This is a genomic window from Streptomyces sp. NPDC027672 (assembly GCF_055566335.1).
In genome coordinates this window covers 34,538-54,743 of record NZ_JBVHSO010000022.1, presented here as the reverse complement: position 1 = coordinate 54,743, position 20,206 = coordinate 34,538, and the positions used below count along the sequence as shown (strand labels likewise).

At 74.4% G+C, this 20,206-nt stretch carries 14 protein-coding genes; 8 read left to right on the top strand and 6 right to left on the bottom strand.

Annotation, left to right across the window (positions count from 1 at the left end; all coding sequences use genetic code 11):
* Positions 1–25: 25 nt before the first annotated feature.
* The 3 genes from ACZ4SV_RS34940 to ACZ4SV_RS34930 form a co-directional block, all read right to left on the bottom strand.
* Positions 26–1,483 (bottom strand): DUF5719 family protein, encoded by a 1,458-nt coding sequence (locus ACZ4SV_RS34940; protein WP_468010560.1) that lies wholly within the window; start codon positions 1,481–1,483, stop codon positions 26–28.
* Complete coding sequence (locus ACZ4SV_RS34935) at positions 1,480–5,148, bottom strand: glycosyltransferase family 2 protein (protein ID WP_468010556.1); 3,669 nt, start codon at positions 5,146–5,148, stop codon at positions 1,480–1,482. The genes ACZ4SV_RS34940 and ACZ4SV_RS34935 overlap by 4 nt, the downstream gene beginning before the upstream one ends.
* A 244-nt stretch (positions 5,149–5,392) precedes the next feature.
* The gene (locus ACZ4SV_RS34930; RefSeq protein WP_003975777.1) at positions 5,393–5,656 is read right to left on the bottom strand and encodes a WhiB family transcriptional regulator; all 264 of its coding nucleotides are present in this window, start codon (positions 5,654–5,656) and stop codon (positions 5,393–5,395) included.
* Between the two features lie 686 nt (positions 5,657–6,342).
* On the opposite strand from ACZ4SV_RS34930, the gene ACZ4SV_RS34925 reads away from it, so the two are divergent.
* The 4 genes from ACZ4SV_RS34925 (at position 6,343) to ACZ4SV_RS34910 (ending at position 10,304) form a co-directional block, all read left to right on the top strand.
* Complete coding sequence (locus tag ACZ4SV_RS34925) at positions 6,343–6,861, top strand: cysteine dioxygenase (RefSeq protein WP_468010552.1); 519 nt, start codon at positions 6,343–6,345, stop codon at positions 6,859–6,861.
* 50 nt (positions 6,862–6,911) lie between these two features.
* Complete coding sequence (gene cofD / locus ACZ4SV_RS34920; protein WP_468010549.1) at positions 6,912–7,871, top strand: 2-phospho-L-lactate transferase; 960 nt, start codon at positions 6,912–6,914, stop codon at positions 7,869–7,871.
* Entirely contained in the window at positions 7,868–9,196 is a 1,329-nt protein-coding gene (locus ACZ4SV_RS34915) for a coenzyme F420-0:L-glutamate ligase (RefSeq protein ID WP_468010545.1), read from the top strand. The genes cofD and ACZ4SV_RS34915 overlap by 4 nt, the downstream gene beginning before the upstream one ends.
* A gap of 76 nt (positions 9,197–9,272) precedes the next feature.
* A complete protein-coding gene (locus tag ACZ4SV_RS34910; RefSeq protein WP_468010541.1) occupies positions 9,273–10,304 on the top strand; it encodes a DNA-3-methyladenine glycosylase family protein in 1,032 nt (343 codons plus the stop codon).
* Positions 10,305–10,334: 30 nt separating this feature from the next.
* On the opposite strand, the gene manB is transcribed toward ACZ4SV_RS34910, so the two are convergent.
* Positions 10,335–11,417, bottom strand: coding sequence for a mannose-1-phosphate guanylyltransferase (manB, locus tag ACZ4SV_RS34905; protein ID WP_468010537.1), 1,083 nt, complete (start codon positions 11,415–11,417; stop codon positions 10,335–10,337).
* Positions 11,418–11,567: 150 nt separating this feature from the next.
* Positions 11,568–13,088, bottom strand: coding sequence for a peptidoglycan recognition protein family protein (locus ACZ4SV_RS34900; protein WP_468010534.1), 1,521 nt, complete (start codon positions 13,086–13,088; stop codon positions 11,568–11,570).
* Positions 13,089–13,217: 129 nt separating this feature from the next.
* On the opposite strand from ACZ4SV_RS34900, the gene ACZ4SV_RS34895 reads away from it, so the two are divergent.
* The 4 genes from ACZ4SV_RS34895 (at position 13,218) to ACZ4SV_RS34880 (ending at position 19,066) form a co-directional block, all read left to right on the top strand.
* Positions 13,218–13,973, top strand: a complete 756-nt coding sequence (locus ACZ4SV_RS34895; protein WP_397968389.1) for a TIGR03089 family protein — start codon at positions 13,218–13,220, stop codon at positions 13,971–13,973.
* A 150-nt stretch (positions 13,974–14,123) separates the two neighbouring features.
* Complete coding sequence (locus ACZ4SV_RS34890) at positions 14,124–15,296, top strand: LCP family protein (protein ID WP_468010528.1); 1,173 nt, start codon at positions 14,124–14,126, stop codon at positions 15,294–15,296.
* Positions 15,297–15,527: 231 nt separating this feature from the next.
* Positions 15,528–17,348, top strand: a complete 1,821-nt coding sequence (locus tag ACZ4SV_RS34885) for an LCP family protein (protein WP_468010524.1) — start codon at positions 15,528–15,530, stop codon at positions 17,346–17,348.
* 80 nt (positions 17,349–17,428) lie between these two features.
* Positions 17,429–19,066: an LCP family protein gene (locus ACZ4SV_RS34880; protein ID WP_468010520.1), complete on the top strand. Its 1,638-nt coding sequence runs from the start codon at positions 17,429–17,431 to the stop codon at positions 19,064–19,066.
* A 56-nt stretch (positions 19,067–19,122) separates the two neighbouring features.
* Here ACZ4SV_RS34880 and ACZ4SV_RS34875 read toward each other — a convergent pair whose 3' ends face one another.
* Positions 19,123–20,145, bottom strand: coding sequence for a glycosyltransferase family 2 protein (locus tag ACZ4SV_RS34875; RefSeq protein ID WP_365883602.1), 1,023 nt, complete (start codon positions 20,143–20,145; stop codon positions 19,123–19,125).
* Positions 20,146–20,206 lie beyond the last annotated feature (61 nt).

Here is a 20,206-nt window from a genome sequence, read left to right as displayed (position 1 = left end):
GCGCCCCTCGCGGGGGCGCGGGCGGTCACTTCAGCAGGACCGACACGTCCTGTTCCGTCTCCGGGACCGCCACCAGACCGTGGTCGTTCGGGAGGGTCTGGACGGTGAAGGCGGGCACGCCCGAGCCGGTGGCCTCCAGGGTGCGCGAGGCGTACACCGGGGCGCCGGAGACGGGCTCCACCGTGAGGGCGTAGGTGCCCTTCAGGCCCGCCGGGACCGGCGCGTCGACGTTCTGCGTGGTGCCGGACCTGATCGTGTAGCTCTTGGTCGCCGGTGTGCCGCCCTCGCTGCCCGCCGAGGCCGTGACCTTGACCGTGGCCGTGCCGCCGGGCGCCGTCAGGGCCAGTGTCGTGCCCTTCGCGCTGTTGCCGGCCGCGGTCGCGCGCGTGCCGACGGCGGCGGTGGCCGGGATGAACGCCGTCTCCCGCCCGTCGCCCTTGCCCCGGACCACCTGGAGCGCCGCGACGACCGGGACGTCCCGGTCGGTGGGCGTGAGGACCAGCGAGCCGGCCTCGCCGCGGGTGACGTCGCCGAGGTCGACCGCCGCGGTCATGCCGGACTTGACGTGCAGGCTCTCGTTGCCCGCCGGGGTGATCAGGCCGCCCGGGGAGGCGAGGCGGATCTTCAGGTCGGCGTCGTCGTCACCGGGGCTGAAGGCGATCAGGCGGACGTCGGTGGCGTCCTTCGGGATGCCGGGCAGGACCAGGCTGCCGGCCGGGTCGGCGGCGGCCGCCAGCCAGTCGCCGCCCGCCTTGTCGTCCAGGGCCTGCACGGCCGCGCCGACCCGGCCGCTGCGCACGCTGACGTGCACGGTCAGGTCGGACTGCCGTTCGTCGGTGAGCGTGGGGAGCAGGATCGCGTCGCTCGCGTGCGGCTTGACGGTGACGTTCTCGCCCAGCGGGGCCTTGACCGCGCCGTCCTTGCCGTACAGCTCGATGTCGACCACGGCGGCGGAGTCGTCCGGGTTGGTCAGGTGGACGTAGTCGGTGCGGCCGGCGGCCGTGCCGGCGCCCGGGAACCAGAACTCGGTGTCGGCGCCGGTGCAGGTGACGCCCTGGAGGCCGCGGCCGGTGCCGGCGGCGACCTCGGTGGTCTCCTGGACGGTCCAGCCGGGCGCGAACGCGCCGTCCGCGGTGCCGAGGAGCGCGGACGCGTCGCCGCCGGAGGCATCGCCGGCGGCGGGTGTGCCGGGCGCCTTCGGGGTGAGCACCGGGTGCCCGGCCTTGCGGGCGCCGGCCGCCTGGAGCAGGGCCTTGCCGCCGCTCGCAGCGCCCTGGGTGGCGGGTGTGAACGACGTGTACGACGTCTCAGCGATGTCCGACGTGCTCGGTGCCGGGCACACCAGGCTGGTGCGCTCCACCGGCAGCCGGGCGGCCGCCTCGGGGGCGGCGCCGGACGCGGACGGCGAGTCGAACGCGGCGTATCCGGTGACGGCGGCCAGCGCGGCCGTGCCGGCGATCAGGGACAGGGTGGCGCGGTTCACTGCTGGCTCCCGTCGGGACGCTGGCTGGCGGTGCCGTGGGGGTGCTCGGGCCGGCCGGGGTCGTACGCCGGGTCGTAGCCCTGCTGCGGGTAGGCCGCCGGGTCGTAGGACGGCTCGCCGTCGGTGGTGCCGTAGCCGTAGGGGTCGTACGGGGCCGGCTGGTACGGGTCGGGCTGCTGGTAGGGCTGCTGGTCGTAGCCGGTCGTGGTCTGGTACGGGTCGGTGGGGTAGGCCGTGTTCTCGTAGGTGGCCGGGTTCCACTCGTCGTACGGCTGCTGGTGGGGCACGGCGGCCGGGGGCTCGGCCGGGGCCGGGGCGGGCTGCTCCCCGGCGGGCGGCGCCTCGGCCTGGGCGCGCAGCCGGCGGGCGCGGCGGCCCTCGCCGGCGGTGGCCTGGGCGGGCACGGGCTGCTCCTCGGGCAGGTCGTCGTCGACGTCGCGGCGGCGGCCGGGCAGGGCGAGGACGACCAGGACGACGGCGAGCAGGCCCTGCGCCCAGAGCCAGGCGGTCCGGGTGAACGGGGCGTCGTAGGTGACGTCCAGCCTGCCTCCGGCGGAGGGCAGCCGGAAGCCCTGGGCCCAGCCGTCGACGGTGGTCGGGGTGAGCGGCTTGCCGTCCAGCGTGGCCGTCCAGCCGCCGGCCGCGCTGTCGGCGAGCCGCAGGACGCGCCCGTCGGCACCGGCGGGGACCGTGGTGTGGACCTCCACCGGGCCCGCGGTGACCGGCTGGGCCGTGCCCGTGCCGCCGGCGGGCAGGATGGCGGCGCGGGCGGTGCGCTGGTCCACGCGCCACAGGGCGATGCCGTTCTGCCGGCTGAGCCGGGACAGGCCGGGAGTGGCGTCGAGGACGCGGGTGATCTCGCGCGGGGCGCCCTTGTGGACGAGGACGTACCGCACGGCGAAGCCGCCGAGTTCGTCGGCCTGGTCGGCGCCGGAGCCGGCCACCAGATGGGCGACGGTCTTGTCCAGGCGGGCGTTGCCGCCGTCGGCGGCGGTGAGTTCGGCGTCTCCCATGCGGGCGCCGGCACCGCGGACCAGGGTGTAGCGCACGCGCGCGCCGGAGTCGCTGTCGAGGACCAGGGTGCGGGCCTGGTCGCCGCCGGTGGAGTCCTCGGCGACGAACGCGGGCACCTGGGCCGGGTCGCGGCGCTCCAGCGGGCCGTCGGCGCCGCGGATCATCCAGCCGGCGGCGACGAGCAGCGGGCCGGCGGCCGAGGCGAAGGCGATCAGCGCGGCGACGGGCTGGCGCCAGCCGAAGCTCTGCTCGGCCACGCGGGCGCGGGCGCCGTCGGCGCCGAGGGCGGCGGCGGCCAGCAGGGCGATGCCGTAGACGAGGGTGGCGGGTCCGGCCCAGGCGGACTTGTTGGACAGGACCGCGAAGACGAGGCCGGTCAGGGCGACGGCCCAGGCGGTACGGATGCCGAGCCGCCGTTCGGAGCGCAGCAGGGCGCCGAGCGCGGCGAGCACGATGCCGATGAGCATCAGGCCGTGCACGGTGCCGGGGCCGCCGGGAGCGGCGCCGAGCAGGTCGAGCGCGGAGGCGGCGGACGGGCCGTACTCCAGGCCGGCCTCGCGGAAGAAGCCGGCCGGGAACAGGGTCAGCGACCAGGGGGCGAGGATCAGCAGCGGGGTGCCGAGCTGGGCGAGGAAGCGCAGGCCGTAGGCGGGGAGGTCGCCGCGGCGCAGCACCAGCACGCCGAGGCCGAGCAGCAGCGCGAGGGGCCAGACGATCGGGGTGCAGGCGGTGGTGACGGTGAGCAGCAGCGCGTACGCCCAGGTGGCGCGCCAGCTGCCGCGCAGGCCGGCGCGGTGGGCCAGGCCGCTCGCGGCGATGCCGGCGCGCGCGAGGAGCGGCAGCAGCACGGCGAGGACGGCGGTGCCGATCCGGCCGCCGGCCAGGGCGCCGGTGGTGGCGGGCAGGAAGGCGTAGACGACGGCGGCCCAGGCGCGCAGCAGCCGGGAGGTGACCAGGGGCCGGGAGGCGAAGTAGGCGGTGCATCCGGCCAGCGGCACCGAGCCGACCAGCAGGACGGTGACGGCCAGGCCGGCGGAGCCGAACAGGAGCGAGCCGAGGGTGGCGACGACGGCCAGGTAGGGCGGTGCGGAGGAGGTGCCGCCGGTGCCGGTCGGATGCCAGGCGTCCAGGTAGCGGGACCACAGGTCGCCGGCGCCGGCCGGGGCGGGCAGCAGGGCGCCGCCGGCGAGCGCGCCGCCGCCGAGCAGGGCGCGGCAGGCGGCGAGGGAGACGAGCAGCAGGACGAGGAAGAGCACCGGGCCGGGCCGGCGGGCGATCCGCTTGAGCCGGGCGAACTGCTCGACCTCCAGGAAGTCGGCGTCGTCGCCGCCGGGCCCGGACTCCACGGCGCCGCCGTGCCGGCCGGCCGAGGAGGTGTCGGTGTCGCCGCCGCCGCCGAGGTTGCCCGCGAGCTGTTCCACGGTGGCCCGGACGGTGGCGCCGGGCGGCGGGAAGAGCGCGCGCAGTTCGCCCTTGTCGATGCGCGCGGGGCCGCGGCGGCGCCGGGCGGCGATGATCCGCTCGGGCCGCAGCAGGGTGCTCAGCAGACCGCGGATCTCGTCGAGGGCCTGGCCGGGGACCTTGCCGACGAGGTAGGCGAGGGTGCGCAGGACGGTGCCGAGGACGAGCCGCAGCAGCACCCAGGGCAGCGCGGCCGTACGGGCGTTGGCGAGCAGGGTGTAGACGGCGCCGGCCTTGTCGACCTTGTGCGGGGAGGCGGTGGCGCGGCCGGCGCAGTCGACCGCGCGGCGCTCGCGGGAGGCGGCCTCGGCGTGCCGGACGACGGCGTCGGGTGCGACCAGGACGCGGTGGCCGGCGGTGTGGGCGCGCCAGCACAGGTCGACGTCGTCGCGCATCAGGGGCAGCCTGCGGTCGAACCCGCCGAGCTGTTCGAAGACATCGCGGCGGACGAGCATGCCGGCGGTGGACACCGACAGCACGGCGCGGACGTGGTCGTGCTGGCCCTGGTCCTGTTCGCGGCGGTCCAGACCGGTCCAGCGGCGGCCGGAGTTGGCGATGGAGACGCCGACCTCCAGCAGTTGGCGGCGGTCGTACCAGCCGCGCAGCTTGGGGCCGACGATCGCCACGTCGTCCCGGCCGAGTTCGAGTTCGTTGTCGACGACCCGCAGCAGCTGGGCGAGGGCGTCGGGTTCGGGCGCGCAGTCGTCGTGCAGTAGCCACAGCCACTGGACGGGTTCGCCGTGCGGCAGTTCGGGCAGGTCGTAGGCGTCGTCGTGCCAACTGCGCGTGACGGGGTCCCAGCCGCTGGGGCGCGTGAGGTACGGCAGTTCCCCGGGGCCGAGGACGGGCGCGGTGCGGCTGGCCTCCTCCACGGCCTGGCCGAAGCCGGTACGGCGGGCGAGGTGCAGCACGCTCGCGTCGCCGAGGGCCTCGGCGAGCAGGTGGGCGGAGTCGTCCGCGCTGCCGGTGTCGGCGGCCACCGCGTACTGGACGGGGCGCTCCTGGCCGAGCAGCCCGGCGAGCGCGTCGGGCAGCCAGCGGGCCCCGTCGTGGGAGACGAGGACGGCGGTCACGACGTGGCGCGGGAACTCGGGAGGGCGGGACGGGTCGGACCCGAGCGGGCGGGACGACGGGTCGGACCCGGCGGTGGCAGCGCCGTGTCGGGCTGCCGCATGGCTGTGCACGGACATCGAGGTACGGGCCCCGGTTCGATGGACTGCGGTGGACGCCCGCGCCTCCTCGTGCGCCGAGGGGACAGCGGGGCGTCTCGGACGAGCGCCCACACTATCGGCTGGCCATGACGACGGCCCGCCGCCTGTGGATAACCCGTGGGCGGCGGGCCGTTCGTGACGTTCGGGTGCGTACGCGGAGGTACGGGCGGGTGGGCGTGCGCGTCCGCACGCGTCGGTGTGGGTGCGCGTCCGCCGGGCCGTGTCAGACGGCGGCCTTCTTCAGCCGACGGCGTTCGCGCTCGGACAGACCGCCCCAGATGCCGAAGCGCTCGTCGTTGGCGAGGGCGTACTCGAGGCACTCGGAGCGGACCTCGCAGGCGAGGCAGACCTTCTTGGCCTCTCTGGTGGAGCCGCCCTTCTCGGGAAAGAAGGACTCGGGGTCGGTCTGGGCGCACAGCGCGCGCTCCTGCCAGCCGAGTTCCTCGTCCGCGTCGTCGACCAGCAGTTGCTGCACCAGCTCGGTCATGTGCGCCCCTCGTCTGTCTTCGCGTCCCCGTGCGTGGCCGTTACCGTTCCGGCTGAACGACACGAGTGAAATTACAAGTGTGCTGCTCCGGGCGAGTCAAGCCGAGATCTGCTATTGGGCCCGTTATTCACTCTGCGGAACCAAGGCCGTGCGGAAAGTGTTCAAATCGCCATAAACCTTGACACGCAGCAGGACCCACGGGGGCGGCCGCACCCCGTACAGATCTCTGTACGGAGAAGGACGCCTCCGTGTTCGATCGCGTTCCGCGAGGCTCACGCGCTCGGATGTGCCCCATGTGTCCCGAGACCCCTCTGAGCAAACCTTTCACCTAAGAAATAAACCGGATGCGGTGAAACATGTCCCACATAACGGGCGTCGAGTTGACACTGCGCGTGTGAACCGATGTCCTAGTGGGCATGCTCGCGAACTTGGCGCTCACCTCGACCCGCTCCGCCGGGTCCCTCGGTGCCGCCCGCGCGCGCTGTAGCTGTTGTTGCTGTCCCAGCTGTTGAGCCACGTCCGCTCCGGCTGTTCCCGAGCCCATCCCGGCCCGGCCGCGTACCGCGTCTGCTGATCCCTGACCCAGGGCGTCTCCCGCCCGCCCGCGACCCGGGCGGCCCCCACGCGTCACCCAGCTCCGCCCCCAGCTCCAGCCCCCACCCTTCGCCGAGGACCACCGCACCCCGATGAACAGCGACAACGACCTCCAGATCGCCGGCGACATCCTCGAAGTCCCGCACCTGCTCCAGCCGCCGCGCGCGCACCCGGCCACCGTCGCCGAGTTCGCGGGGCTCGCCCGTTCGATCGCCGCCGACCGCGACCAGTGGGCGCACCTGGTCCGGTTCGACGCCACCACCCGCTGGTACCACCGGCTGCGCACCGGCCCCGGCTACGAGGTGTGGCTGCTGTCCTGGGTGCCCGGACAGGGCAGCGGACGGCACGGCCACGGGCGCTCCTCCGGGGTGCTCACCGTCCTGGAGGGCACCCTCACCGAGCACACCGCGCGCGGCACGCGCGCGCTGGCGGCGGCCGCCCAGCGGGTGTTCGCGCCCGGGTACGTGCACGAGGTCGTCAACGACGCGCTGGAACCGGCGGTCAGCCTGCACGTGTACCACCCGGGCCTGACCGAGATGCCGATGCACACCTCCCCGCACTGCGCGGCGCGCACCGGACCGCACACCGCGGCGCACGCGGTGACCGCCTGACGGGCCGACTGGCTGACACGTTGTCGGCCCCGCCTGCAAGACTGGCTCCCATGCGCATTGTGGTTCTGGCAGGGGGCATCGGCGGTGCCCGTTTCCTGCGCGGTCTGAAGCGGGCCGCGCCGGACGCGGACATCACGGTCATCGGCAACACCGGCGACGACATCCATCTCTTCGGTCTGAAGGTCTGCCCGGACCTGGACACGGTGATGTACACGCTGGGCGGCGGCATCAACGAGGAACAGGGCTGGGGGCGGGCCGACGAGAGCTTCCACCTCAAGGAGGAACTGGCGGCCTACGGCGTCGGCCCGGAGTGGTTCGGGCTCGGCGACCGCGACTTCGCCACGCACATCGTGCGGACGCAGATGCTCGGCGCCGGCTTCCCGCTCAGCGCGGTCACCGAGGCGCTGTGCGACCGCTGGCAGCCGGGCGTGAAGCTGATCCCGATGACCGACGACCGCGTCGAGACGCACGTGGCCGTACAACTGGACGGCGAGCGCAAGGCGGTGCACTTCCAGGAGTACTGGGTGCGGCTGCGCGCCTCCGTCCCGGCCGAGGCCATCGTCCCGGTCGGCGCCGAGCAGGCCAAGCCGGCCCCGGGCGTCCTGGAGGCCATCGCCGCGGCGGACGTGATCCTCTTCCCGCCGTCCAACCCGGTGGTGTCCATCGGCACCATCCTCGCCGTGCCCGGCATCCGCGGGGCCATCGCGGACGCGGGCGTGCCGGTGGTCGGCCTCTCCCCGATCGTCGGGGACGCGCCCGTGCGCGGGATGGCCGACAAGGTGCTCGCCGCGGTCGGCGTGGAGTCCACGGCCGCCGCGGTCGCCGAGCACTACGGCCCCGGGCTGCTGGACGGCTGGCTGGTCGACACGGTGGACGCCGGCGCGGTGGAGCGGGTCGAGGCGGACGGCATCCGCTGCCGGGCCGTCCCGCTGATGATGACCGACGTGGACGCGACCGCCCAAATGGCGCGGGAGGCGCTGGCGCTGGCCGAGGAGGTGCGGGGCGCGTGAGCGGGACGGCGTCCGCCGCGGCGGACGAGCGGCCCGGGTACCGGGTCTGGGCCCTGCCCGGCATCCCCGAGGTGCGGCCGGGCGACGACCTCGCCAAGCTGATCGCCGCCGCCGGACCGGACCTGGCCGACGGGGATGTCGTGATCGTCACCTCCAAGATCGTCTCCAAGGCGGAGGGCCGGGTGGTGCGGGCGGCCGACCGGGAGGCCGCGATCGACGCGGAGACGGTGCGCGTGGTGGCCCGGCGCGGCCCGCTGCGCATCGTGGAGAACCGGCAGGGCCTGGTGATGGCCGCCGCCGGCGTCGACGCCTCCAACACCCCGGCCGGGACCGTGCTGCTGCTGCCCGAGGACCCGGACGCGTCCGCGCGCGCGATCCGGGCCGGCCTGCGCGACGCGCTCGGCGTCGATGTCGGTGTCCTCGTCACCGACACCTTCGGGCGGCCCTGGCGCACGGGACTGACGGACGTGGCGATCGGCGCCGCCGGGGTGCGCGTGCTGGACGACCTGCGCGGGGGCACGGACGCGCACGGCAATCCGCTCAGCGCGACCGTCGTCGCCACGGCGGACGAGCTGGCCGCCGCCGGCGACCTGGTCAAGGGCAAGGCGGCGGGGCGGCCGGTGGCCGTGCTGCGCGGGCTCCCCGGCGCCGTGCACCCCGAGGCCGGCGAGGGCGCCCGCGCGCTGGTGCGCGGGGCGCGGGACGACATGTTCCGGCTCGGCACCTCCGAGGCGGTCCGGGAGGCCGTCACCCAGCGCCGCACCGTGCGGGACTTCGCCGACGAGCCCGTGGACCCCGGCGCCGTCCGCCGCGCGGTGGCCGCGGCGGTCACCGCGCCCGCCCCGCACCACACCACGCCCTGGCGGTTCGTGCTGCTGGAGTCGGAGCGCTCGCGGGTACGGCTGCTGGACGCGATGCGGGACGCCTGGATCGCCGACCTGCGCCGGGACGGCAAGAGCGAGGAGTCCATCGCCAGGCGCGTCCGGCGCGGTGACGTGCTGCGGCGCGCGCCGTATCTGATCGTGCCCTGCCTGGTCATGGACGGCTCGCACACCTACGGGGACGCCCGGCGGGACGGTGCCGAGCGGGAGATGTTCGTGGTCGCGATGGGCGCGGGCGTGCAGAACCTGCTGGTCGCGCTGGCCGGGGAGCGGCTGGGCTCGGCGTGGGTGTCCTCCACGATGTTCTGCCGGGACGTGGTGCGCGAGGTGCTGGAGCTGCCGGCGGACTGGGATCCGATGGGCGCGGTGGCGGTCGGCCATCCGGCCGGGGAGCCGGGACCGCGGCCGCGGCGGGAGGCGGAAGCGTTCGTGGAGGTGCGGTGAGCGCCGAGCGCCTACCCTCGTAGGGCGGCACCGGCACCTCGGGTGCCTCCCCCGGCTCCACCCCTAGGACTCCTTCGTGGCAGGACGTTTCCCCCAGCGGCCCACGCTCCCCCGCGGCCCGGAAGGCGCGGGAGGCGCGGGAGGCGTCCCCCTGCCCGCCGGGGCCGCCGGGATACCCCGGCAGGCGGCGCCCGCGCGGACACGGCGGTGGGTGCCGGACGGGCCGCTGGACCTCGGGCTGACCCTCGGGCCGCTGCGCCGCGGGCCCGCCGACCCGACGTTCCGGGCCACCGCGGACGGCTCCGTGTGGCGGGCCTGCCGTACGCCCGCCGGTCCGGGCACCGTGCGGGTGCGCGCGTACGGCGGTGAGGTGACCGGCGAGGCGTGGGGCCCCGGGGCGGAGTGGCTGCTGGAGCAGTTGCCGCAGCTGCTCGGTGCCGCCGACGACCCCGGGGCGTTCGTGCCGCGGCACCGGGTGGTCGCGCTGGCCCGGCACCGGCGGCCGGGGCTGCGGCTGACCCGGACCGGACTGGTGCTGGAGTCGCTGATCCCGTCGGTGCTGGAGCAGAAGGTCACGACCGACGAGGCGTACCGGGCGTGGCGGCTGCTCGTCCGGCGGTTCGGGGAGCCGGCGCCGGGACCCGCGGGCGCGGGCGAACGGCCGATGTACGTGATGCCGGCCGCGCGGACGTGGTCGCTGATCCCCTCCTGGGAGTGGCACCGGGCGGGTGTGGACGACAAGCGGGCGGCCACCATCCTGCGGGCCGTGCGGCTGGCCGCGCGGCTGGAGCAGGCCGCGGGGATGCCGGCGGCGCGGGCCCGGGCCCGGCTGGAGGTCGTGCCGGGAGTGGGTCCGTGGACGTCGGCGGAGGTCGTGCAGCGCAGTCACGGGGCGGCCGACGAGGTGACCGTCGGGGACCTGCACCTGCCCGGGATCGTGGGGTGGGCGCTGGCGGGCGACCGGGACGCGGACGACTCCGCGATGCTGCGGCTGCTGGAGCCGTATGCCGGGCAGCGGCACCGGGCGGCCCGGCTGATCCTGCTGAGCGGGCACGTGCCGGCCCGGCGCAAGCCGAAGATGCCCCGGGTGGACATCGGGCTGCTGTGAGGGTGCCGGGGGGCGCCCGGCGGCGCCCGGCTACCGGTCCGGGGAGAATCTCACCGCGCCCGCCGGGATGCGGGCGTCGCACCAGATCCGGGCCCCCTCCCGCAGTTCGTTGTCGGCCCCGACGACCGCGCCGTCGCCGACGACCGTGCCGGTGAGGACGGAGCGTTCGCCGACCCGGGCGCGGCTGCCGATGAGGGAGTCGGTGATGACGGCGCCGGGCTCGATGACGGCGCCGGGCAGGATGGCCGAGCCGGAGACCCGCGCTCCCCGGGCCACGGACGCGCCCTCGCCGACCACCGTGCCGCCGGTCAGCTTGGCGTCCGGCGCCACCGTGGCCGTGGGCAGCACGAGCCGGTCGCCGCAGCGGCCGGGGACGGCCGGGGACGGCGCGCGGCCGAGGACCAGGTCGGCCGAGCCCCGGACGAAGGCGGCCGGGGTGCCGAGGTCCAGCCAGTAGGTGGAGTCGACCATGCCCTGGAGGTGGGCTCCCGCGGCCAGCAGGCCCGGGAACGTCTCGCGTTCGACCGAGACCGGGCGGCCCGCCGGGATCGTGTCGATGACCGAGCGCCGGAAGACGTACGCCCCCGCGTTGATCTGGTCGGTGACGATCTCCTCCGGCGTCTGCGGCTTCTCCAGGAAGGCCAGGACCCGCCCGGTGCCGTCCGTGGGCACCAGGCCGTACGCGCGCGGGTCCGTCACCTGGGTCAGATGGAGCGAGACGTCGGCGCCGGCCGACTCGTGCGTGTCCACCAGCGCCCTGATGTCCAGGCCGGTCAGGATGTCGCCGTTGAAGACCAGCACCGGGTCGTCGGGACCGGAGTGCAGCCGTCCGGCGACGTTGCGCAGGGCGCCGCCGGTGCCGAGGGGCTCCTCCTCCGTGACGTACTCCAGGTGCAGGCCCAGGGCGGAGCCGTCACCGAAGTACGGCTCGAAGACCTCGGCGAGATAGCTGGTGGCGAGGATGATGTGCTCGACGCCCGCCGCCCGCGCCCGCGCGAGCTGGTGGGTGAGGAACGGCACCCCCGCGGCCGGGACCATCGGCTTGGGCGTGTGCACCGTGAGCGGGCGCAGCCGGGTGCCTTTGCCGCCGACCAGGAGGATCGCTTCTTTCACCTGTCGTCTCTGCTTCCTGCCGGGACCGGCCGCACTGCTCGTCGGCTCTCGTTTCGGCCGGTCAGTGTATGCAGACCGGCCGGTGCGGCCCGCGCCGGCCGCGCGGTGTCCGGCGGGATCGACGCACGGTTTCCCCCGTCCGCACCCTCCTCAGCGCCCCTGGTAGTCCGCCGCGCCGGTGCGGGCGGTGCCCAGCTCGGCGTAGAGCCGCTTTCCGGGGCACTCGGTGGCGTACCCGTCCCGGTGGCCGGAGATCACGTTCAGCCGTACGCTCCTGCCCTTGGCGAAGAGGTTGCCGCCGCCCGAGGTGAGCTGCGTCTTCGCCCGCGGGTCGACGCCGTACAGCCCCAGCTTCCACGCGGTGAGCCGGGCCACGGCCGTCACCGCGGCGCCCGGCGGCCGGGCGGTGCCGTACGTGCCGATCACGGCGATGCCCATGCTGTCGGTGTTGAACCCCAGGGTGTGCGCGCCGAGCACCGCCTTCGCCACGCCCCCGGCCCGGCCCTCGTAGAGGGTTCCGCACTTGTCGGCCAGGAAGTTGTAGCCGATGTCCCGCCAGCCCATGCTTCTGACGTGGTAGCGGTAGATGCCGCGGATGACCGAGGGTGCCTGGGCGCAGGTGTAGGTGTTGCCCGAGGCCGTGTGGTGCACGAAGGCCGCCTTGATCTTCTTCGTGTAGACGAACCCGCGTTCGCGCAGTGACTCGTCGGCGCCCCAGCCCCGGCGGGTGACGATCCGCGGGCGCGGCCCGATGTACGGCTTGGTCCGCGCCGGGCCCAGCAGCAGGGTCATCTCGTCCTCGGTGGCCTGCCGGTCCAGTTCCGGGATCTCGGTGGCGCCGAAGGCGGTGATGTCGGAGTTGGCGCCCGACGCGGCGATCGACGCCTCCGTGTCCAGTTCGGTGTGGGGCGGGTCGTCGGCCGGGCCGGACCCGGGCGCCGCCTCCCCCGGCTCCCCGGACTTCGCGCCCGGCCCCGCGTCCGCCGTCCCCCCGGCGTCCCCACCGGGATCGACCAGTTCCAGACGCAGCCCCGACGGCAGCCCCGACGGCAGCCCGGACGACGGCCCGGACGACGCGGCCGGCCGCACCGCTCCCGCCCGCCGGTCCCCGGCCCCCGTGCCGTCCGCTCCGCCCGTGCCCTCCGCGCGCACCCGTACCTCCACGCCGTCCGAGGCGCCCACCCACAGCGGCGCCGTCCCGCCGCGCACCGGCCGGGCGGCACGTTCCGCCGCGCCCGGGTCCGCGCCGTGGTCGGCGTGGTGCGTCTCGATGTCCCGCCAGCCGGTCCAGCGTCCCGTCCCGGCGGACCGGGTGCGCACCCGCACCCGGCCGCGCAGCACGCTGCCGGGGTCGTCCCAGACCACGCCGACCAGCGCGAAGCGGCCGGTGGCGGCGCGGTACACCCCCTGTTCCGGGGCCGCGCCTGCGGCGCGCGTCCGGGAGAGCGGGACGAGCGGCAGCGAACGGGTCCTGCCCGGGACCGCGCCCCCGGCCGGCTCGCCCACGGCCGTGTCGGGCGTCGCGGCCGGGGCCGCCGCCGCAGCCGGGGCGGCCGGCACGGCCCGCGCGGGCGGGGCGGGCAGGAGGGCGGCGACCGCGGCGCAGGTGACACCGATCGGGCGGACGGCGCGCGGGGAGACGCCAGGAGAGAAAGTGAGGAATCCACGCATGCGTACGATCTTGGACATATACCTACACATATGTCTATAGGCAAATTGACGGAGCGTCGGAAACCGTTCCGCCGAACCGGTGGCCCCGGCCGCCCTCGTGCCCGCCCGCCCGCGCGTACCCTGTCCCGCGTGAACGCCACCGATCGCACCCCCGCCGACCTGCTGGCTTCCGCGCTCGCCGCGGATCCCGGCCGCCCGCTGGTGACCTTCTACGACGACGCCACGGGCGAACGCGTCGAACTGTCCGTGGCCACCTTCGCCAACTGGGTGGCCAAGACCGCCAACCTCCTCCAGGGCGACCTGGCCGCCGGACCCGGCGACCGCGTCGCGCTGCTGCTGCCCGCGCACTGGCAGACGGCGGTGTGGCTGCTGGCCTGCTCCTCGGTGGGCGCGGTCGCCGACGTCGCCGGGGACCCGGCGGCGGCCGACGTGGTGGTGAGCGGGCCGGACGCGCTCGACGCCGCGCGCGCCTGCCCCGGCGAGCGGGTCGCGCTGGCGCTGCGGCCGCTCGGCGGACGTTTCCCGCAGACCCCGGCCGGGTTCGCCGACTACGCCGTGGAAGTGCCGGGCCAGGGCGACCGGTTCGCCCCGTTCGCCCCGGTGGACCCCCGGGAGCCGGCGCTCATCGTGGCCGGGCGGGAGTTCAGCGGCGCGGAGGCCGTCGAACGGGCCGTCGCCGAGGCGCCGTCGCTGGGCCTGACCGGGCCCGGCTCCAGGGTGCTGTCCGGGCTGCCGTACGACACCTGGGAGGGGCTCGCCGCGGGGCTGTACGCGCCGCTGGCCGTCGGCGGGTCCGTGGTGCTGGTCCGCAACGCGGAGCGGCTGGACGAGGAGGCCCTCGCCAAGCGGGTGGAGAGCGAGCGGGTGACCGTGGTGCGCCGCTAGGGCCTCTCGTCCGGATCAGGCCGGGCGGATCCGGACGACAGACCCCGGGTCCCCCGTTCGGCGTAGCACCGGGCGCTGTCGGCGCCGCTCGCCGCCATCGTCGTAAGGGCAGCACGTGACGCCCGTACGCGATGAGGGGACGGCCCCACCGTGACCGACACCGCAGGCAGGCCCCCCGGTCCGGGTCCCTCGGCCACGGGGAACGGGCCGGGACGGCGCCGGCGGCGCCTGCTGCGGAACTCGGCGCTCGCGGCGGCCGTCCTGCTCCTCGCGGCCGCCGGGGCCGGCTGGGCCGTCTACGCCCGGCTCAGCGCCAACATCACCGCCGACGAGGCCGCCGCCGCCGAACTCGCGCGCTACGAGCGGGAGCGGCCCACCGCGCTGGTGCGGGGCGCGCAGAACATCCTGCTGATCGGGTCCGACACCCGGGCCGGGGACGGCAACCAGGCCTACGGCAAGGGCATCCGCGGCGAGCGCTCGGACACGACGATCCTGCTGCACCTGGCCGCCGGCCGGGCCGGCGCCACCGCCGTCTCGCTGCCCCGGGACCTGATGGTGGACATCCCGTCCTGCCGGCGGGCGGACGGCAGGCGCAGCGACCCGGTGTTCGCCATGTTCAACCACGCCTTCGAGATGGGCGGTTCGGCGTGCACGGTGCGGACCGCCGAGCTGCTCACGGGCATCCGGATCGACCATCACCTGGTGGTGGACTTCAGCGGGTTCAAGGAGATGGTGGACGCCGTCGACGGTGTGCGGGTGTGCCTGAAGGAGCCCGTGGACGACAAGGCGGCGAAGCTGCGGCTGCCCGCGGGGAAGGTCACGCTCGACGGGGAGCAGGCGCTCGGGTACGTGCGCGCCCGCAAGTCGCTCGGGAACGGCAGCGACACCGAGCGGATGGACCGGCAGCAGCGGTTCCTCGGCGCGCTGGTGGACAAGGTGCGCGGTGACGACGTGCTGCTGAACCCGGTGAAGCTGTACCCGCTGCTGGACGCGGCGACCTCCGCGCTGACCACCGACCCGGAACTGGCGAGTCTGCGGGGCCTGTACCAGTTGGCGCGCGGACTGCGCGACATCCCCACCGCGCAGGTCCGGTTCCTGACGGTGCCGCGGAAGTCGTACGTCTACGACGCCAATCGCGACCAGCTCGTGGAGCCGGAGGCCGAGAAACTGTTCGCCCGGCTGCGGGCCGACCAGCCGGTGGCCGTGAGCCGGGAGAATTCACCGGACGTTCCCCGGCGGGACACCGGTTCGGGCGGCCCGGACGGGCCCTCGCCGGTGCCGACGTTCCGCGGTTACACGGCCGCCGAACACACCTGTGAGTAAGGCGCGTACCAAAAACAGCGGTCTTCCGTTCAGAAAATGAGGCGGATTGCCCGTTGTAGGCAGGTGGAATTTGTCACCGGCGTCGCCCGACGCTGAACTGGGCGGATAGTGTGAGCGATCCGGTGCACCTGGCCGCGAGGTCCGTCCTGGGTCGTGCACTGTTTCACCGAGACCCGAGCGCCTTGCAGGGGGAAGGCGCCGCGTGGGCCCCGACGGAGGATTCGGACAACCGTGGACGCGCAAGGCCGTGGGCGGGCGGAGAACATCGACCCCGCAGACCAGTGGGTACTCAATCCGAACACCGGCGAATACGAACTGCGACTGAGCCCTTCCGCAGCGCAGCCGCCGGTTCCCGGACCGCGCAGACCGTCCGCCCGGGACGGCGCCGGCGCCGCGGACGGCCGTCCGCGGCGGGCGGCCCGGGACAAGGGGCAGACCGGCGGCGGGAAACGCCCGTCCGGCGGCGAGAACCCGCAGTCCGGCGAGGCCCGGGGGACCTCGCGGGCGCGCGGTGGCGAGGTGCCCGCACCGCGCTCGGCGCGGCGCCGGAGCGCCGAACCGGAGCCGCCCCAGGGCCGGCGCGCGGCCCGGCGTCCGGTGAAGAAGACGTCGAAGGCGAAGAAGGCGCTGCTGTGGACCGGCGGTTCCATGGCCTTCGTGCTGGTGGCCGTGTCGGCCGCCGGCTACCTCTACATCAAGCACCTGAACGACAACATCACGTCCGTGTCCGACGACGGCGCCAGCACCGGCGGCTTCAGCAAGGACGAGGCGATCAACATCCTGCTGATCGGCACCGACAAGCGCACCGGCAAGGGCAACGAGGGCTACGGCGACGCGGGCAGCGTCGGGCACGCCGACACCACGATCCTGCTGCACGTCTCCAAGGACCGGTCCAACGCCACCGCGCTGAGCATCCCGCGCGACCTGATCACGGACATCCCGGACTGCCCGACCCGGCAGGAGGACGGCAGCGAGAAGGTCATCCCGGGCTCCCAGGGCGTCCGCTTCAACACCAGCCTCGGACAGGACGACCGTACGCCGAGCTGCACCATGCGCACGGTGACGGAGCTGACCGGGATCAAGCCGGACGACTTCATGGTGGCCGACTTCAACGCGGTCAAGACGCTGACCGAGGCGGTCGAGGGCGTGAACGTGTGCCTGGCCAAGGACATCGACGACCCGGACTCGCACCTGAAGCTGTCCAAGGGCACGCACAAGATCTCCGGTGAGCAGGCGCTGGCGTTCGTGCGCACCCGGCACTCCGTCGGCTTCGGCGGCGACCTGAGCCGGATCGGGCTGCAGCAGCAGTTCCTCGGCGCGCTGATGCGCAAGCTGAAGGGCAACGACACGCTCACCAGCCCGACGAAGATGGTGAAGCTGGCGGAGGCCGCCACCAAGGCGCTGACCGTCGACGACAAGCTGGACGACATCGGCAAGCTGAAGGACCTGGGCCTGGAGCTGGGCAAGCTGGACCCGAAGAACCTGGCCTTCACGACGGTGCCGGTCAAGGACAACCCGGCCGACGGAGTCACGCACAAGACGGTGATCATCGACCCGGCGCTGGCCCCGCAGGTCTTCCAGGCGGTCCAGAACGACGTGTCCTTCACCGAGGTGAAGAAGAAGCAGAAGGCGGCGAAGGACGCCCGGGCCGCCCGGCTGAAGGGCACCAAGGCGCCCGCCTCCGAGGTGCGGGTGCGCATCCTCAACGGCGGCGCCGAGACCGGCAGCGCCCAGGCGGTGCTCAACTGGCTGCAGAACGACGCGGGCGTGACCAAGTCGGAGAACGACGGCAACGCCCCGGCGGCACTGAGCCGGACCACCCTGGAGTACGCGCCCGACCAGGCACCCCAGGCGCGCCGGCTGGCCGCGATCATGGGCCTGTCCGGATCCGCGCTGAAGCCGGGCGAGAGCGTGACCAACGGACAGGGACTGCCGGCGATGACGCTGACCCTGGGCAAGGACTTCAAGGGAGCCGGGATCTCCCTGACACCTCCGACAAAGGCGCCGAAGGTCGACAAGTCCACGGCGGACAAGGTGAAGTGCGCCTCGTAGGTAACCCAAGGGGCCCGTCGTGCGTCTAACCGGACGCGGGGCGGGCCCGTTGCTTGGCGCAAGGGTGGGGAGGGCAGGGAGTGGCGCAGAGCGAGGTGCGCGGGGAGGCTCCGGCGGTCGAGGGCACGGTGGCGCGCACACCGCAGCCCCCGGACGCGCCGGCACGTCCGGGCCGGCGCGGAGACAGGGACAGACGGCGTACGCAGACGACGGCCGACCGCAAGCGGCGCAGACGGCGCACGCTGCGCTGGTCGGCGACGGTGCTGGCGGTGGTGATACTCGGCACGGCGGGGGCCGGATACCTGTACTACCAGCATCTCAACGGCAACATCCAGAAGGGCCGGCGGGCCAACGGTGACGACTCCAAGGCGCACCGCACCGCGCCCAACGCGGCCGGCCAGACCCCGCTGAACATCCTGCTGATCGGCTCCGACAGCCGGAACTCCAAGGAGAACGTGAAGCTGGGCGGCAGCCGCGACCACGCCGGCGACCCGCCGCTCGCGGACGTGCAGATGCTCATCCATCTCTCGGCGGACCGCAAGAGCGCCGCCATGGTCAGCATCCCGCGGGACACCCGGGTGGACATCCCCGAGTGCAAGGACCCGGACACCGGGAAGACCTACCCGGCGACGAACGACATCATCAACGTCACCCTGGCCCGCGGCGGAGCCGGCTGCACGCTGCTCACCTGGGAGAACCTCACCGGGGTCTATATCGACCACTGGATGACGATCGACTTCGCGGGCGTGGTGCGGATGGCCGACGCCATCGGCGGGGTGGACGTCTGCGTGAACCAGAACGTGTGGGACCGGCCGACGGCCACCGTGTCCGGCGGCTCCGGGCTGAAGATGACCAAGGGCACGCACAAGGTGCAGGGCGAGCAGGCCCTGCAGTGGCTGCGCACCCGGCACGCCTGGGGCGACGACCTGATGCGGGCCCGCGCCCAGCACATGTACCTGAACTCGATGATCCGCACGCTGAAGAAGCAGAACGTGTTCACCGACACCGGCCGGCTGATGGACCTCGCCGACGCGGCGACCAAGTCGCTGAAGGTGTCGGAGGAGATCGACGTCAAGGATCTCTACGACCTCGGCATGCAGATGAAGTCGGTGCCGGCGGACCGCATCACCTCGGTGACCATGCCGAACAAGCGGGACCCGCTGGACGAGAACCACGTCGTACCGGACGAGGGCAACGCCGACAAGATGTGGCGGATGCTCCGGGACGACGTGGCGTTCGACAAGAACGGCGGGAAGGACGGGAAGGACGGGAAGGACGAGCCGGCCAAGAAGCCCTCGCTCGATCCGGGCCGGCTCGGCGTGCTGGTACGGAACGCCACCCGGACCTCCACCGAGGGCGCGGTGCCGCAGCGGGCGTCGGCGATCGGCCGGGAACTGGTGGACAAGGGCTACACCCGGGCGCAGGCCGACACCTCGGGGAGCCTGGCCGAGGAGAAGACGGTCGTGCGGTATCCGAGCGCGGACCTGGAGGGTGACGCGCAGGCGGTGGCCGACGCGCTGGGCATCCCGCGGGAGCAGGTGCAGAAGTCGACCGACGTGTCCGGCGTGACCGTCGTGGTCGGCGCGGACTGGCGCACCGGCCCGTCGTACCCGAAGACGTCGGAGCCGGAGGCCGGGGACCTGCCCGACAACACCGACGCGGTCAACGGCTCGGACACCACCAAGTGCATGGACGTCTACAGCGTCTACCAGTGGTGAGCGGCCGCCGGCGCTGACAGGGCCCCCTCCCGCGCGGACGGGGCCCTGGCGGACGCTCAGTTCGCGACGGCCGGCCGGCGGGAGGCGATGACCTTGCGGGCCAGCGACTTCGGGCTGGTCAGGAAGCCCCAGCCCCAGGACATGTGCATGGTGGCGAGGGCCACGGGTATCCGCAGCCGGGCCGCCGCCGGCAGTCCCCGGCCGGCCGGGACGGAGCCCGCGACGATCGCCGCCAGGTAGCCGCCGGGGACCACCAGGGCCCACGGGGTCAGCGCCACGCCGGCGACCAGGCCCGCCGCGATCGCGCACACGGCCACGGGCGGGGCGAGGTAGCGCAGGTTGATGGAGCCCGAGTGGTAGCGGGCGACGACGTGCCGCCAGCGGCCGTAGTCCTTGTACTGCCGGGCCAGCGCGCGCACGGACGGACGCGGCCGGTACGACACCCTCAGCTCGGGCGAGAACCAGATCAGTCCGCCCGCCTCGCGGATGCGGAAGTTCAGCTCCCAGTCCTGGGCGCGGATGAACTCCTCGTTGTAACCGCCCTGCTGCTCCAGCGCCGCGCGCCGGAACACCCCGAGGTAGACGGTCTCGGCGGGGCCGGCCTGGCCGCCGGTGTGGAAGGCCGCGTTGCCGACGCCGATCCTGGAGGTCATCGCGGCGGCCACCGCGCGCTCCCAGTCGTTCTCGCCCTCGGCGTGCATGATGCCGCCGACGTTCTGCGCGCCGGTCTCCTCCAGCAGCCGCACGGCGGTGGCGATGTAGTCGGGCGAGAGCATGCCGTGGCCGTCCACGCGGACCACGACCGGATGCCGGGAGGCCTTGATCGCCGCGTTCAGCGCGGCCGGGGTGCGGCCGGACGGGTTGGGCACGGTGTGCACACGGGGGTCCGCGCGGACCAGCTCGGCGGCGATCTCGTCCGTGCGGTCCGTGGACGGACCGAGGGCGATCACGACCTCCAGCTCGCCGGCGTACTCCTGCGCGAGGATCGCTTGGACGGCCCCGCGCAGATGCCGCTCCTCGTTGAGGACGGGCATGATCACGGACACAGCGGGGAGCCGCACGTCGGGCTTGGCGTTCATAGGAGCCTCACGTTACCGCGAACGGGGGACACGGATGCGCGCCGCCGGGCCTGCGGCGCGG

What these genes read in the sequence shown, in the direction of transcription:
- ACZ4SV_RS34875 (WP_365883602.1), bottom strand. Translation starts at nt 20,145, where the DNA reads ATGAACGCCAAGCCCGACGTGCGGCTCCCCGCTGTGTCCGTGATCATG.
- ACZ4SV_RS34930 (WP_003975777.1), bottom strand. Translation starts at nt 5,656, where the DNA reads ATGACCGAGCTGGTGCAGCAACTGCTGGTCGACGACGCGGACGAGGAA.
- ACZ4SV_RS34900 (WP_468010534.1), bottom strand. Translation starts at nt 13,088, where the DNA reads ATGCGTGGATTCCTCACTTTCTCTCCTGGCGTCTCCCCGCGCGCCGTC.
- cofD (WP_468010549.1), top strand. Translation starts at nt 6,912, where the DNA reads ATGCGCATTGTGGTTCTGGCAGGGGGCATCGGCGGTGCCCGTTTCCTG.
- ACZ4SV_RS34935 (WP_468010556.1), bottom strand. Translation starts at nt 5,148, where the DNA reads ATGTCCGTGCACAGCCATGCGGCAGCCCGACACGGCGCTGCCACCGCC.
- ACZ4SV_RS34925 (WP_468010552.1), top strand. Translation starts at nt 6,343, where the DNA reads ATGAACAGCGACAACGACCTCCAGATCGCCGGCGACATCCTCGAAGTC.